This window comes from Pseudomonas sp. Pf153 (assembly GCF_001269775.1).
In the GTDB taxonomy this organism is placed as follows: Bacteria; Pseudomonadota; Gammaproteobacteria; order Pseudomonadales; family Pseudomonadaceae; genus Aquipseudomonas; species Aquipseudomonas uvaldensis.
Genome location: NZ_LHVL01000030.1, coordinates 932,840 through 945,786, shown reverse-complemented (window position 1 = coordinate 945,786; position 12,947 = coordinate 932,840). Strand labels below are relative to the sequence as shown.

At 57.9% G+C, this 12,947-nt stretch carries 13 protein-coding genes; 6 read left to right on the top strand and 7 right to left on the bottom strand.

The window, feature by feature from the left end; genetic code table 11:
• Positions 1 to 72: 72 nt before the first annotated feature.
• The 3 genes from AD666_RS25365 to dusA all read right to left on the bottom strand — a co-directional run bounded on the left by AD666_RS25365 (position 73) and on the right by dusA (position 4,949).
• Positions 73 to 2,061 (bottom strand): UvrD-helicase domain-containing protein, encoded by a 1,989-nt coding sequence (locus tag AD666_RS25365; protein WP_053158609.1) that lies wholly within the window; start codon positions 2,059 to 2,061, stop codon positions 73 to 75.
• Positions 2,058 to 3,794, bottom strand: coding sequence for an ATP-binding protein (locus AD666_RS25360; protein WP_053158607.1), 1,737 nt, complete (start codon positions 3,792 to 3,794; stop codon positions 2,058 to 2,060). Before AD666_RS25360 ends, AD666_RS25365 begins: the two co-directional genes overlap by 4 nt.
• A gap of 162 nt (positions 3,795 to 3,956) precedes the next feature.
• Positions 3,957 to 4,949: a tRNA dihydrouridine(20/20a) synthase DusA gene (gene dusA, locus AD666_RS25355; protein WP_053158605.1), complete on the bottom strand. Its 993-nt coding sequence runs from the start codon at positions 4,947 to 4,949 to the stop codon at positions 3,957 to 3,959.
• 246 nt (positions 4,950 to 5,195) lie between these two features.
• On the opposite strand from dusA, the gene AD666_RS25350 reads away from it, so the two are divergent.
• Positions 5,196 to 5,612 (top strand): VOC family protein, encoded by a 417-nt coding sequence (locus AD666_RS25350; protein ID WP_053158602.1) that lies wholly within the window; start codon positions 5,196 to 5,198, stop codon positions 5,610 to 5,612.
• A gap of 217 nt (positions 5,613 to 5,829) precedes the next feature.
• Here AD666_RS25350 and AD666_RS25345 read toward each other — a convergent pair whose 3' ends face one another.
• On the bottom strand, positions 5,830 to 6,426 hold the full coding sequence (locus AD666_RS25345; RefSeq protein WP_053158599.1) for a putative adenosine monophosphate-protein transferase Fic: 597 nt from the start codon (positions 6,424 to 6,426) through the stop codon (positions 5,830 to 5,832).
• The gene (locus tag AD666_RS26555; protein WP_156315993.1) at positions 6,426 to 6,596 is read right to left on the bottom strand and encodes a YhfG family protein; all 171 of its coding nucleotides are present in this window, start codon (positions 6,594 to 6,596) and stop codon (positions 6,426 to 6,428) included. The genes AD666_RS25345 and AD666_RS26555 overlap by 1 nt, the downstream gene beginning before the upstream one ends.
• A gap of 151 nt (positions 6,597 to 6,747) precedes the next feature.
• On the opposite strand from AD666_RS26555, the gene AD666_RS25340 reads away from it, so the two are divergent.
• From AD666_RS25340 to AD666_RS26690, 5 genes are all read left to right on the top strand, one after another.
• Positions 6,748 to 7,968, top strand: a complete 1,221-nt coding sequence (locus tag AD666_RS25340) for a putative DNA modification/repair radical SAM protein (RefSeq protein ID WP_053158596.1) — start codon at positions 6,748 to 6,750, stop codon at positions 7,966 to 7,968.
• A complete protein-coding gene (locus tag AD666_RS25335; RefSeq protein ID WP_053158592.1) occupies positions 7,959 to 8,822 on the top strand; it encodes a TIGR03915 family putative DNA repair protein in 864 nt (287 codons plus the stop codon). Before AD666_RS25340 ends, AD666_RS25335 begins: the two co-directional genes overlap by 10 nt.
• A gap of 118 nt (positions 8,823 to 8,940) precedes the next feature.
• Complete coding sequence (locus tag AD666_RS25330) at positions 8,941 to 9,627, top strand: cysteine hydrolase family protein (RefSeq protein ID WP_053158589.1); 687 nt, start codon at positions 8,941 to 8,943, stop codon at positions 9,625 to 9,627.
• A 5-nt stretch (positions 9,628 to 9,632) separates the two neighbouring features.
• Positions 9,633 to 10,520 carry a LysR family transcriptional regulator gene (locus AD666_RS25325; protein WP_053158586.1) on the top strand — a complete coding sequence of 296 codons (888 nt, stop codon included), beginning with the start codon at positions 9,633 to 9,635 and terminating at the stop codon, positions 10,518 to 10,520.
• 250 nt (positions 10,521 to 10,770) lie between these two features.
• Positions 10,771 to 11,034 (top strand): hypothetical protein, encoded by a 264-nt coding sequence (locus tag AD666_RS26690; protein WP_053158583.1) that lies wholly within the window; start codon positions 10,771 to 10,773, stop codon positions 11,032 to 11,034.
• Here AD666_RS26690 and AD666_RS25315 read toward each other — a convergent pair.
• Both AD666_RS25315 and AD666_RS25310 read right to left on the bottom strand, forming a co-directional pair.
• On the bottom strand, positions 11,031 to 11,519 hold the full coding sequence (locus tag AD666_RS25315) for a hypothetical protein (protein ID WP_053158580.1): 489 nt from the start codon (positions 11,517 to 11,519) through the stop codon (positions 11,031 to 11,033). The two genes, AD666_RS26690 and AD666_RS25315, sit on opposite strands and share 4 nt — an antisense overlap.
• 87 nt (positions 11,520 to 11,606) lie before the next feature.
• The gene (locus tag AD666_RS25310; RefSeq protein WP_053158577.1) at positions 11,607 to 12,758 is read right to left on the bottom strand and encodes a mechanosensitive ion channel family protein; all 1,152 of its coding nucleotides are present in this window, start codon (positions 12,756 to 12,758) and stop codon (positions 11,607 to 11,609) included.
• Positions 12,759 to 12,947 lie beyond the last annotated feature (189 nt).

Genomic DNA, 12,947 nt, shown 5'->3' with positions numbered 1-12,947 from the left:
TGAAAGGGCGGGGCAAGTACCGGTAGATACGATGCCAAAACCGTCCTCAGGTTCAACACGATTGCCTGACGGTCATGCTTGTTGTGTGTTCAGGAACAGGCTGGCGATACTTGTTGGCAGCCGCGTCGTCGAGATCAGGATCAATCGCTGACCCGCTCTTGTCATTGCCATATAGAGTTTGCGTGAGTTCTGTTCGCGCTCCTGGGCAGACAGCAAGCCCGCCTGGGCCGTCTCTTTCATGAGTTTCTCCAGACCCAACAGCAACACCACGCTGGCTTCAAGCCCGGTAGCGGTGTCCAGAGTGGAAACACGCAGGTTATCGGCGTCCACATGGACAGCCTCCATGCTGTTCAGATCCCAGACTTTACGCGGGCCGAATCGATCGCTCAGCGCTTTGAACAGCAGCTTCTTATTGGTGTCCCGGCCATATAGAACAAGCATGTTCGAAAGATTGATCTGCTCAGTTTGCAAGTACTCCGTTATTTCGTTACAGGCCTGTATAACCGCATCCTGGGGGGTGTCTGATTGGATCAATAGCGGGGCGATGCCTTCATCCATGCCATTGAAGTCTGGCTGCAGATAATCGTCCGGGTCGGTTTGAGTAAATTCGGCCAGGACAAGACCTGCTGCCCGCAATAGCGCCTGGGTGGTTCGATAGGAATGATGAAGCTTCTTGGTTTTACCCGCCACATCCAGGCCTACACGCTTCCAACTGAGTCGGCTTTTCAAAAAGCCCTGATTGGGGTCGGCACATAAAAACAGGCTGCCCTCGGAGTCGAGCAAGGTGCTTTTGACCAGTTGGAACCAGGTCGGCGCGAAGAACTGAGCTTCGTCTATGAGGATGTGCTGATATTTATCGAGTTTGTCGAGCTTCGTCAGACACAAATCCCGGGACAATGAGCTCCATAGGCGAGAGCCTTGCTTGCGCAGCGCATCAGTGACCTGCGTGTAGAGCGCCCACACTTGTACCCGTTCTTCCTTGCGCAAGGCAAACCCTTGACCGGCGCGTTCGGCATCCAGATAACCTTGCTCGTCGCAAATCAGCGACTCATTGATGAAATCGAACTCGTCCAGCAGTTGCTCATCTGCGGACTTCAAGTTCGGAAAAAACGTTCGATAATGGGCAATTTGGCTGGTTACCGTTTTGGGGAATGCCATCTCTGGTTGCGGTTCGAAATGGTTCACCCATTGCTGCCGTATCCAGGCCAGCGCGGTCATGATGGTCAGGTTGCGTGGCAAACCCTCCGGACTCGCCTTTTTCAGGCGGTGCTTGAGGTCTTTGACCACTGGCACATTGTGGATCAGCATCAATATCTTCTGATCTGGAAATTTCTTCGCCAGGATCAACGCCCGGTTAGCGGCAATCAGCGTCTTGCCGCTTCCCGCAACGCCGTTGACCAGCCGCACCGAGAAGTCATTCAAGGTCTGCGTTTGCTCCTCAGGCAGTTCCAGATCCAACTTACTGGCCCATTCTTGTTGAGTGTCCAGGAAATAACGTGTGGTCTTCGCTGAGTTATCTCGCAAGCGATGCCGGCGAGTTGTGCAGATCCCGGCTATTTCGGCTTCTGGAAAGTAATGTCCCATGAGCGTATCGCTGGCATCGTGGCTCAGCGAGCCGAATAACTTGGCCAGTTGTTCATGGCCGCACTCCAGAAAAGTGCTTTTGGACATGAGCCGCGGGCCGCCTGACCTTGAGTAGTGCTCCCACAGGCGTTTGGTCTGTTCGGGCGTGCAGTTCCACATGATGATCAGTTTGCCGATTCGCTGCCCGGTCGGCATCTCGTTGGGCTCGGTCGCTTCGAGGCGTGAAACCAGCTCTGCAAAAGACTGCTGTTCGGTAGTAGCGAACAGTTGATCGGGGTCCAGTGCTTCAAAAGAGATTTCACACAACACAATGGCCAGCCATTGATGTTGCGCATGCTGGAGGAAGAGGTCGGGTGCCCAGGCTTCGCGAGCGAGGCATTGGCGTACCACGTGGCTATCGTCCAGTTTGCGCAACGTACGTTTTACGTGAACATATGCGCCAGTGCTGCGCTGCCATTCAGGGATAAAAAGAGTCATAGAGGCAGCGCCACCTTGCGGCATCGACCAATCAGATCCAAATACTCATCGGCCCACCGCTGCGTGATGCTGTTACTGCATTCAATTCCCTGAGCCAGCTCGGGCCCGATAATGATCAGTTTGGTCATGGCCCGGGTGATGGACACGTTCAGGCGCTCAGGCTGGAAAAAAAACTCTGCGACAGCACCCAGGAACGCCTCGTCGCCGGTGGCCAATGATACGATGATCAGTTCGCGTTCCTGTCCCTGCATGCGTTCAACGGTATCGGCGACAATGGTACGGGCGAGTTCGCGTCCGAAATGACGCGTCAACAACGTTCGAATCGCTCGGCCCTGAGCCCGGTAAGGTGTGACAATACCAATATCCGATAGCTCGACGCCCATGGCATGGGCGGTTTTGCAGAGTTCAAGTACCTGCTGGGCGTCCCGATAATTGCGGGTTTTTGCCGTTCTGTCAGTGGTGGGAATAAATACGGCACTTGCGTCTGGATCAAATACGCGATCCATCGGGGGCGCGATATCGACACAGTTGAAGCGTCGCTCTTTATTGGGGCCCGCTGCGCGTAACTTGCCTTTGTAGTAGCTGTGGCTCGGCCATTCGGTCAGCCACTGGTTCATCCGATAGGTCTCTTCCAGCATGATCGTATGGTCGGCTGTCTGCGAAGTGAGGCGGCCGAAGATCGACATCGATTCGCCAGAGAGAATCGACTGGGACAACAGCACCGGTGGCAGTTGTTTCTGGTCTCCAATGAAGATAAACCGTCTGCCTTTGCGCATGGCCATCAGCGCGAGGGGAAGGGTGATTTGACTGGCTTCGTCGAAGATCACTGTATCGAACTTGAAATGTTCGAGCTGACTGTAGGTGGCGAACGGCGTTGCGCCGATCACATAGCCGCTTCCGTCCACAGGCAGCTTTTCCCAGTCGGCGGGTGTTCTTGCCCAATCAACGTTTTTGCTTACATCCTCAGGACGGCCACCAATCTTCACTGTCGGTATCTTGCGCTCGGCAATTTTTGCCAGGGCATTGTTAATGGCCATGTGCGTGTGAGAGGTGACGAATACCCGCTCCTGACGCTCGACCAGTAGTTGGGCAATCAGAGCCAGCGCCCGAGTCTTGCCGGTGCCCGGCGGGCCTTGAATGCAAGCAATTTGCTCGGTGGCAAACGCCATGGCAACCGCCCGGACTTGAAGCTCGTTACACTTGTTTTTGATGGCGAAATCTTCGGCGTAATCCAGATCCGAGTCGTTGAAGGTGATGACTGGCGTATCGCTGAGCAGCGGGATAATCAGATTGTCGGTATCGATTGAATCGGCGATGTCTTCCAGGGCTTTTTCATAGCGAGGCGTCAGGTCCAGCGCGTCCATATCCGCATAGCAAGGTCCGCCCTGATAGTTATCCCATACCGTATTAGCCAGTTTCTCGCTCAGTAACCATCGACCTTCTTCTTCGCGTTCAAAGGTCATCCGGGCGCATAACAATCCGGTAGACGGATCACCCAGGTGCAAGCGCAGCATATCCCCTTCACGAAAGCGCGATTCGCTCTCATCCAAGTAAGCCCAGAGACAGGTGGATTTGTCGGCTTTTTCAAGGCATAGGAAACCTTGGGTCAAACCCTTTTCAAGCTTCTCATGTAATGGGCGCTGCCAGGTTTGCAAGAGTTGCTGAAGGTTCGCATCGCGCTCGGCATGGACAAATTCAAAAAGCTTTTCAATAAGCGGATGCTGCCCTTGCATGGTGATATTCGTCCTTGAACGGTGATGGCACAATAGTTTTACATACTGTCGAAGCCAGGCGCGAGCAAATGGATCCAATATCTTGCGGCAGGCGATGAGCCGGGCGATTAATGCAACTGCAATTCAGGGGATTTTCGGAACGATTCGTCTCAGATGCGCGTATTAACGGCCTTCCAGTAACTGCCCCGCCTGATCCAGCAACGCCAGCGGATCCTTGGTCTTATGAATATCCACCGACAATAGCTGCCGGAAGCGCCGTGCGCCCGGAAAACCGGTGCCCAGACCCAGTACATGGCGGGTGACGTGATGCATCGCCCCCCCGCGGGACAAGTGATTGGCGATGTAGGGTCGCAACTGCGCCAATGCCTCGGCGCGGCTGATGATCGGCGCGGTGCTGCCGAACAGCTGGCTGTCCACCTCGGCCAACAGATAAGGGTTGTGATACGCCTCGCGCCCGAGCATCACACCGTCGAAGGTCTGCAAATGCTCATGACACGCCTCCAGCGTCTTGATGCCGCCATTGAGCACAATCTCCAACTCTGGAAAGTCCGCCTTCAGTCGCGCCACCACGTCGTATCGCAAAGGCGGGATGTCGCGGTTCTCCTTCGGTGAAAGCCCCTCCAGAATTGCGATCCGGGCATGCACCGTGAAGCTCGTGCAGCCGGCGTCACGCACCGTTGCCACGAACTCGCACAACTGCTCATAGCTGTCACGCCCATTGATCCCGATCCGATGCTTGACCGTCACCGGAATCGACACCGCATCGCGCATCGCCTTCACGCAATCGGCCACCAACCCCGGATGCCCCATCAGGCACGCGCCGATCATGTTGTTCTGCACCCGGTCGCTGGGACAGCCGACGTTGAGGTTCACTTCGTCATAGCCATGGTCCTGGGCCATGCGTGCGCAGGCCGCCAGATCGGCGGGAACGCTGCCTCCCAACTGAAGCGCTAACGGGTGCTCGGATTCATGGTGACGCAAAAAACGCTCGTGGTCGCCGTTGAGCAGCGCACCGGTGGTGACCATTTCGGTGTAGAGCAGGGCGTTTTTGGACAGGATGCGTAGGAAGAAGCGACAGTGGGCGTCGGTCCAATCCATCATCGGGGCCACACTGAAGCGGCGAGATAGTTCAGAACGAGATGGACTAATGTTCACGGGCTTTACTGGGTTTCCGGACGGGAGGACAGTTTATCAGGAAAGCCAGACCTTCGACCGTAAGCTGGCATGGATCAAACACCTGGGACAGCCTCAGTAATGGGCACCGGGCTGCTGCACCGCATGGAAGGCAAGAATTGATATCTTAAGATTTGCATAATTCGTCTGACGAATAAGCTTCGTGAGAACAATCGATTTCCTACGAATTCGCCGACAAGAGGCCAACACTCCAAAGGAGGTAGGACTATGCTTCCGTTTGAAATAAAGCACTTGGATCATATCGTCTTGCGTGTCCAGGACATGCAAGCGAGCCTGCACTTTTATAGCCAAATGTTGGGGTGCCAGATTAAAAAGCGACGGGACGACCTCGGCATGATCCATCTGGGCGCTGGCGCATCGATGATTGATTTGGTGGATGCACGAGGCGTGCTGGGCCTTCAAGGTGGCGGTCTTGCAGACCCCCAACACCGGAACGTTGATCACTTCTGTCTGCGAATTGCTCCGTTCGATGAAGACCGCATTCTTGGTTTCTTGCATGCGGCTGGAATCAAGGCTGATAAGGCGGTCACCCGATACGGCGCTGAGGGGAATGGACCATCAATCTATTGCTTCGACCCCGATGGCAATCAGGTCGAACTAAAAGGCCCATCCCTTTCAGGCTGACTTTTGGTCATTGAGGCATGCACTGAATGGCCTCAACAAAGCAGTTGCGTAGCCAATTTAGGGCTGGCTCCTCATCCTTTATTTCCTGCCTCATAGGCGCCAGCCTGGATTCAGAATCATTATTTTTTCAACGGATCATCCCGGCTCCGCATGCTGTGGGCCGAAGGACTGTGCTGCGCTTCGAAAGAGCTTCTGAAGGCGGCTACGCGATCCCGATTCATACGATTGCATGACCAATGCACTTTTTGAACACTTTTTCCATCGGCTCGAGCACGCAGTTGTAAGCAGCGATATTTGCAAGGAGCCATTCGTCCTTCTCAATGTTCCACCAACTGATTTCAAATCCGGCGTTCATGATCAGGTGTTCAAAAAGGATGCGCTGGCTGCGACCGTTGCCTTCGCGGAAGGGGTGGATAACATTGATATCGGAATAGGCATCGGCGACGGCGACGATCAGATCCGCTCGGTTCATGCCTTCGAACCAATTTGCCGTGGCCATTCTCTTGAATATCTTGCTGGCCTCCTGGGCCATGAAGGCGGGTTGGCAGAAGCGCGTGTCCTGCTTGGCCATCCCAACGGTCCGTAACTCCCCGGCCCATTCGTACAAGTCCGAGAACAGTCGTCGATGGATGTTTTGAAGATAAGCGAGGTCGTAAGGGGGCGGGTTGAATTCGACATCGTCCGCCGCGATGGCCGTGAGTTGTTGTTCGGCTTCGCTCAGGGTGGTTTCGTCGCGGATATCGAGTTTGTTGCGCAGGACAGTGGAGCCGGGGTAGCAGTAGGCGTCTTCGCCGACTCCATATTTGTCAGGCATCAGGTGCGGGTCTTGGTGTAGGTCTTCAGGACTTCTTCACGGGTTGGCATCTTGTACTCGCCTTCGGTGAAGGTCACTTTGAAGCCTTCCAGGCGCAGGCTGGCCGCATAGTTCGACCTGCGGGTTCTGGCCGCGTAGGCCTTCTTGGTTTCAAGGCTGATATCGCCCATTGGGCTGGACCTCAAATCGCGTGGATGAGCCGATTATAACCCATCCGAAAGCGGGGCCCAAAAACGAATCAGAGCGCTGAGGTGATCGGTGGCGCTTGCATTGCGGTGCGGCGCCAAATACTGTGTTTATATCCAGTATAGAGGTTTCCCCATGCAACTGATCGCCAAGCTCGGCATTCTGGCTGATGCTGCCAAGTATGATGCCTCCTGCGCCAGCAGCGGTGCCCCCAAGCGTAGTTCGCGAGGCCGTGATGGGCTGGGCGCCACGGACGGGATGGGCATTTGTCACAGCTACACGCCCGATGGGCGCTGTGTCTCCTTGTTGAAAGTGCTGCTGACCAATTTCTGCCTGTACGACTGTCAGTATTGCGTCAACCGCCGTTCCAGCAATGTACCAAGGGCGCGTTTTTCGCCGGAGGAGGTGGTGCGCCTGACCTTGGACTTCTATCGGCGCAACTGCATCAGCGGCCTGTTCCTGAGTTCCGGCATCATCCGTTCGGCCGACTACACCATGGAGCAGTTGGTACGTGTGGCGCGCTTGTTGCGCGAAGAGCACCAGTTCCGAGGTTATATCCATCTCAAGACCATTCCCGACGCCGATCCGCTGTTGATCGAGGAGGCGGGGCGGTTGGCCGATCGATTGAGTGTGAACATCGAATTGTCGTCCGAGGTGAGCCTCAAGCGCCTTGCGCCTGAAAAGCAATTGAAGACGATCCGGCAGGCCATGGGCACCATCCATTTGGGGCATCAGGCCGTAGCCGACGAGCCACGGGCGCCTCGATTTGCCCCGGCCGGGCAGAGTACCCAAGTGATTGTCGGAGCCGATTCAACTGACGACCGCGCCATCCTGAGCAATGCCGAGTCGCTTTACCAGGGCTACGGCTTGCGTCGGGTCTATTATTCGGCGTTCAGCCCGATCCCCGACAGCCCGGCGAGTGTACCTTTGGCCGCACCTCCGTTGCTGCGTGAACATAGGCTCTATCAGGCCGATTTCCTGATGCGCGGTTATGGCTACAAGGCCGGCGAACTGCTGAGGGACGCCGGCAATCTGGACTTGGACATCGACCCCAAGCTGGCCTGGGCGCTGGCCAATCGCGAGGTCTTCCCGCTGGACATCAACCGCGCCGAGCCAGCCCTGTTGGCGCGAATTCCGGGTATCGGTCTGCGCAGCGTGCAACGATTGGTGGCCCTTCGCCGAGAAAGACGAGTCCGCTATGACGACCTGGTTCAACTGCGTTGCATACTGGAAAAGGCGCGGCCGTTCATTGTCACCAGCGACTACCGGCCTGCCGAAGCAAGTATGCGCAGCGGCCTGCTGCGAGCACGTTTGCGTGAACCGCAGCGACCCGTGCAGATGGGGTTGTGGGCATGATCGCGCTGGATTGCGACGACGATTTTCGCACGTGGCGCGATCAGGCGCGGACGCTGCTCGGCCATGGGATCGATCCCGCTGAAGTAAGCTGGACCCAAGGCCCCGTCACCGACCTGCTGGCCGTGCCGACGCCGCTTCCGTCGAGCCCCGGACCGTTCCGCACGCGAGTGCCCGCGGCCTTGTTGAGCCAGCTCGAACAAGCCGGTCGTTACCGGGGCGAGCAACGCTGGAGCTTGCTGTACGAAGTGCTTTGGCGTGTCGCCCATGGCGACCGCACGGCCATGCTCGCTGGCGACCGCTTGGGCAGCGAACTGCAAAGGCGGATCAGGCAGGTCAGTCGTGAGGCTCATCACCTGCATGCCTTCGTGCGCTTCATACCCTTGCCGCAGGACGTGGCTGAGCACTTGCAACTGGACCTGGTGTCCTTTCATGAGCCGGCCCATGACATCCTCGAAAGCGCGAGCGGCCATTTTGCCGAGCGATTGGGCAAGCAGCGCTGGCTGATCGCAACGCCACGCGATGGCATCCGCTTCGACGGCCAGGCGCTGGACTACCGGCGCCGTTGTCCTGAGCAGTGGCAACAATGGGCGTGCCACGCCGAAGACCCGGGCGCCGAGTTGTGGCGCACCTATTATCGGCACACCTTCAACCCGGCGAGGCTCAATCCCCAGGCGCTGCGCCAGCACATGCCAGGACGCTTCTGGCAGCACCTGCCGGAGGGGGATTTGATTCCCCGGCTGGTGGGCTTGGCACGGCAGGGAAAGCAGCGGGATGGGCAGGCGTTGGAGGTGGGGGAAAGGGTTGGTAAACGGGTGGTCGTTGGTGGGCGGGCAATCAAGCCGCAGACTTCTTGACTCTATCTGATGACTTGTTTGTGCGAATATCAAACAAGTTATGTTCCGTCCGCGCTGTGTTCCCCCACGAACCAACCCCCTAGCATTCCTTCATTCACCTATTCAGAAGGAATTCCCCATGCAACGTTTCACCCGCCTTTTCCTCTGCGCCTGTGCATTTTCCGGGATTGTCGCCAGCGCCGGTGCGCTGGCTGAAGTCCACCCCACCCTCCGTGCCATGTCGGGTGCGGGGCCGGTCAGCCAGTTGCCTGCCGGTAAAACCGCGTTACTGGTCATCGATTTTCAGAACGAATACTTCACCGGTAAGATGCCGATTCCTGATGGCGCCGCGGCGCTGGGCAAAGCCCGTGAGCTGATCGAATTCGCCGATGAACACAAAATGCCGGTCTATCACATCCAGCACATCGCGCCCGCAGGTTCGGCGGTGTTTGCCGTGGACGGCGAAACCGTGAAATTCCACCCGGACATGCAACCCCGAGCCAAGGATGGGGTGTTGCAGAAAACCACTGTCAGCGTCTTTGGCAGTACCGACCTGGACAAGCGTTTGAAGCACGCCGGCATTAAAAGCCTGATCATCTCGGGCCTCATGACCCACGCCTGTGTAGCGGGGGCCGCCCGCGACGCGGCGCCTCAGGATTTCAACGTGCTGGTCGCTTCCGATGCATCGGCCACCCGCGCCATTACCCGGGCCAATGGCGATGTCATCGACAAGGATGCCTTGCACAAGGCCGCACTGGCCGAAGTCGAAGACACATTCGGTGATGTCATGACCACCGCTCAGATTCTTCAGCTCCCGGTGCGCTGAAAGCCATGAATCAGATGCTCGCCATGCGCGTTTTCCGCTGCATTGTGGAGGCCCGGGGGTTTTCTGCGGCGGCCCAGCGGCTGGACACCACGCATTCCTCGGTGTCGCGCCAGTTGCAGCAATTGGAATCCGCGCTGGGCGTGCGCCTGATCAATCGCAATACCCGGCGCATGAGTCTTACCGCTGCCGGGGAACGGTACTACACCGCATGCGTGGATATCCTGGACCGGGTCGAGGCCGCGTCCCGCGTTGCTACACAGGAGCAGGAACGTCCTTCAGGACTGCTTCGCATCAGCGCTCCGCTGGTGATCGGCACGCTGGAACTGGCCCGCTGGTTGCCGGCTTTCCAGCAGCGTTATCCGGACATCCAGGTTGACCTGTCCTGCTCGGATCCGCTTGTCGATCTGGTGGCCGAGGGAGTCGACGTGGCTTTACGGATCTGCGGGCCGCTGGCCGACAGCAGCCTGGTGGCCCGCTTGCTCAGCGTGTCTGCGATGGTGTTGGTTGCATCGCCGGCCTATGTGTTCAAACACGGTCTGCCTCGAAAGGTCGCTGAACTCAACGAGCATCGGCTCCTGACTTACGCATCGGCCACCCAATGGACGATGGTCAGTGAGGAAGGAGGGTCGATGGCCTGGGATTGCGCCAGCTCATTCAACACCGACACCATCACGGCCTTGCACGCCTGCGCTTTGGCGGGCGGAGGCATTGCCGCGTTTACCCTGGCGACGGTGCAGGATGACCTGCTGGCTGGAAGACTCGTCCGGATCCTGCCCGACTACACTTTGGGTTCGAGGCATTACTATGCGCTGTACCCTCATGCCCGGAACCTGCCGGCCAAGGTCCGGGTGTTCGTGGATTACATGGCGGAGTATTACCGGGATAAGTCCTGAGGGCCTCGATAGTCGACTTACCCATTGAAGCCTCCCTACAACGTCTTCCAGAGCTGCGTTCGACTTCAATGACCAGGCCAGGGCCCTGACCGTCGAAGGAGACGACCTGACACGGGTTAACAAGGGGGCTGAAGCGACCGTTCAGCGCCTATGGTTGGTGGCCTATTGATATCTTGCTAAGCTCAGGCTCCCTACCTTCAGGCTGTCTGTTGTGTCTACCGAACGTATTGCCCAGCTGGAACAAGCCCTCATGGCCGTTATCGCCGCTGCCGGAAAGTTGGGTATTGGCAGCGACAAGCTGTGCGCCGAAGCAATTGGCGGTTTGATGTCTGAACGCTACTGGGGCTGGGCACATGCCCAGCACGCACAAGGCGCTGCCGATGAAATCGACAATGCCTTGAACCTGCTGGTGGGGCGGAGAGCGTTGGATCTGAGGCCGCCAGAGATGGAGCAACCGCTCGAATCGGTGGTCGGTGCCACGCAGGCGGCCTCGACGGATCGCCTCGTGCGTTAAAGCCCCAAGCCTTCCTCTACCAATGCGAGCAGGGCGTCTTCATCCAGCTTCAGGGGCTCGGGGAGTGGCTGTCCGGTCGGTTGAGTCATCTGCATGTGCCAAAGCGATTCGCCATGCTCGCCGATGGTTCGCAGGATGCAGCGAGCCTGTCCCTTCATATGCACCTCGATACAACCTTCGCCTCGGCTGGAAAAGCGGGCGATCGGGTCGAGTTCGATACGACGTCGGTTGCCTTCCATCACCAGTTGGTCGATGGCGTAGTTGTACGTCGAACCGTTGGGATGACTTTCGAACACATGGGTGGGGTTGCGCCGGATATGCAGCCCGGCCTCGCAGACCGGCGCCAGCCAGGTTTCGATCTGGCGATACAGCTCATAGACCTGGGCGGGCCAGTGCTCGATGGCCAGGTCGGCGCAGGTGTCGGTGTCGGCGCGGGTTCTCTGGGTCTGCCTCAGTTTGGCCGCTAGCTCGTCTGCCTTGCTCATGTCGATTCCCTGTCGTGGTGATGGGGTGAGCTTAGCTGATGAGTGATTGAACTCGCGTTGCGCTGGATCATGGAGAGCCCGACAAGATCAATGTTGCGCCTGATAGGAAGGTTCAGCTCGCATGGATGTCCTGTCGGTGTTTTTCCCAGGCAGTCGCTCGGACATCTCCGGCAACGAAGCCACATGCACCGTCCGCGCCGGCAGCGCAAACCGTACGCCGATCTTGGCAAAGGCTTCCATCATGCCCAGGTTGATCGCCTGCTGGACGTCCATGTAGACGTTGTAGCTGGGGTCCAGCACGATGTACACCGTTTCGAATTCCAGTGCGCTTTCGCCAAAACCGCGGAAGTGAGAGCGGTCGAAGCGGGTTTTGTCCTGGGCCTTGATGATGCGTTCCACAATGGCCGGCACTTGCTTGATCTGGTCGATGGAGCAGTCGTGGGGCAGGGCGAATTCGAAGACGATGCGTCGTTCCTGAAGCCGTTTGTAGTTCTGGATGGTGACATTGATCATCTGCGCGTTGGCCATCACGATCTGCTCGCCGCTCAGGCTGCGGATCCGGGTGGTTTTAAGACCAACATGCTCGACGGTGCCGGCCAGCGTGCCGACGACGATGAAGTCACCGACTTCGAACGGTTTGTCCACGGCAATCGACAGCGAGGCGAACAGGTCGCCGAGGATGTTTTGCACGGCGAGCGCTACCGCGATACCGCCGACCCCGAGGCTGGCGACGAACGCGGTGATGTTCACGCCCAGGTTGGAGAGCATGGCCAGCAGCACCACGGCCCAGAGAAACACTTTCGCGCCCCACAGGCTCAGGGTTGCCAAGGCACTTTTCTGATGAATTTCGCTGTGACTGTGGCGGGCGAAATAGTGCAGCAGAGTGAGCGCAATGGCGCGGTTCGCCCACAGCCCCACCTGTAGGGCCGCCACCACGAACCAAAGGCTGCTGACCCGGCCCAGCCAACGCTCCGGCAGGTCCAGGACGCCGACCCCGATGAGTATCGAAGCCAACAGCAACAAGGTATTACTGGTGCTGGACAGCACCTCGACAGCAATGTGACTGACGTGGGCGTTGGGCTTTTGCGCCCGGGTCCGCACGTTTCTGAGCAGAAAGCCGACGCCTGCCCTGGCGATGATGAAACTCGCCGTCATCACCCCGAAGGCGAGCAGCCAGTTGGCAACGGAGATTCCCAGCAGTTGGGTGTCGGTAAAGAACGGGAGGGCGTTTGAATCCATGGGGTCGTTCACCTGCGCCAGGCAATGGAACCGTGCGCGGCGTTGTGCTCGTCCGGTTGCGCCATTGCTGTTCTGGTTCGGGCCCTTGCCGTTTTGCGAGAGGGCGTGGCAGGGCCATGAACCTGATTAGGTCGCAGGTAGGATAGGGTGTTCAATTTTATTGGCGGCGGCCCCAACTCGTCTGCAGGG

Bases quoted from the DNA above. Each gene is read 5' to 3' on its own strand.
- AD666_RS25325 (WP_053158586.1), top strand. From the start codon at position 9,633: ATGAATCAGATGCTCGCCATGCGCGTTTTCCGCTGCATTGTGGAGGCC.
- AD666_RS25340 (WP_053158596.1), top strand. From the start codon at position 6,748: ATGCAACTGATCGCCAAGCTCGGCATTCTGGCTGATGCTGCCAAGTAT.
- AD666_RS26690 (WP_053158583.1), top strand. From the start codon at position 10,771: ATGGCCGTTATCGCCGCTGCCGGAAAGTTGGGTATTGGCAGCGACAAG.
- AD666_RS25365 (WP_053158609.1), bottom strand. From the start codon at position 2,061: ATGACTCTTTTTATCCCTGAATGGCAGCGCAGCACTGGCGCATATGTT.
- AD666_RS25350 (WP_053158602.1), top strand. From the start codon at position 5,196: ATGCTTCCGTTTGAAATAAAGCACTTGGATCATATCGTCTTGCGTGTC.
- AD666_RS25310 (WP_053158577.1), bottom strand. From the start codon at position 12,758: ATGGATTCAAACGCCCTCCCGTTCTTTACCGACACCCAACTGCTGGGA.
- AD666_RS25345 (WP_053158599.1), bottom strand. From the start codon at position 6,426: ATGCCTGACAAATATGGAGTCGGCGAAGACGCCTACTGCTACCCCGGC.
- AD666_RS25360 (WP_053158607.1), bottom strand. From the start codon at position 3,794: ATGCAAGGGCAGCATCCGCTTATTGAAAAGCTTTTTGAATTTGTCCAT.
- AD666_RS26555 (WP_156315993.1), bottom strand. From the start codon at position 6,596: ATGGGCGATATCAGCCTTGAAACCAAGAAGGCCTACGCGGCCAGAACC.
- AD666_RS25330 (WP_053158589.1), top strand. From the start codon at position 8,941: ATGCAACGTTTCACCCGCCTTTTCCTCTGCGCCTGTGCATTTTCCGGG.
- AD666_RS25315 (WP_053158580.1), bottom strand. From the start codon at position 11,519: ATGAGCAAGGCAGACGAGCTAGCGGCCAAACTGAGGCAGACCCAGAGA.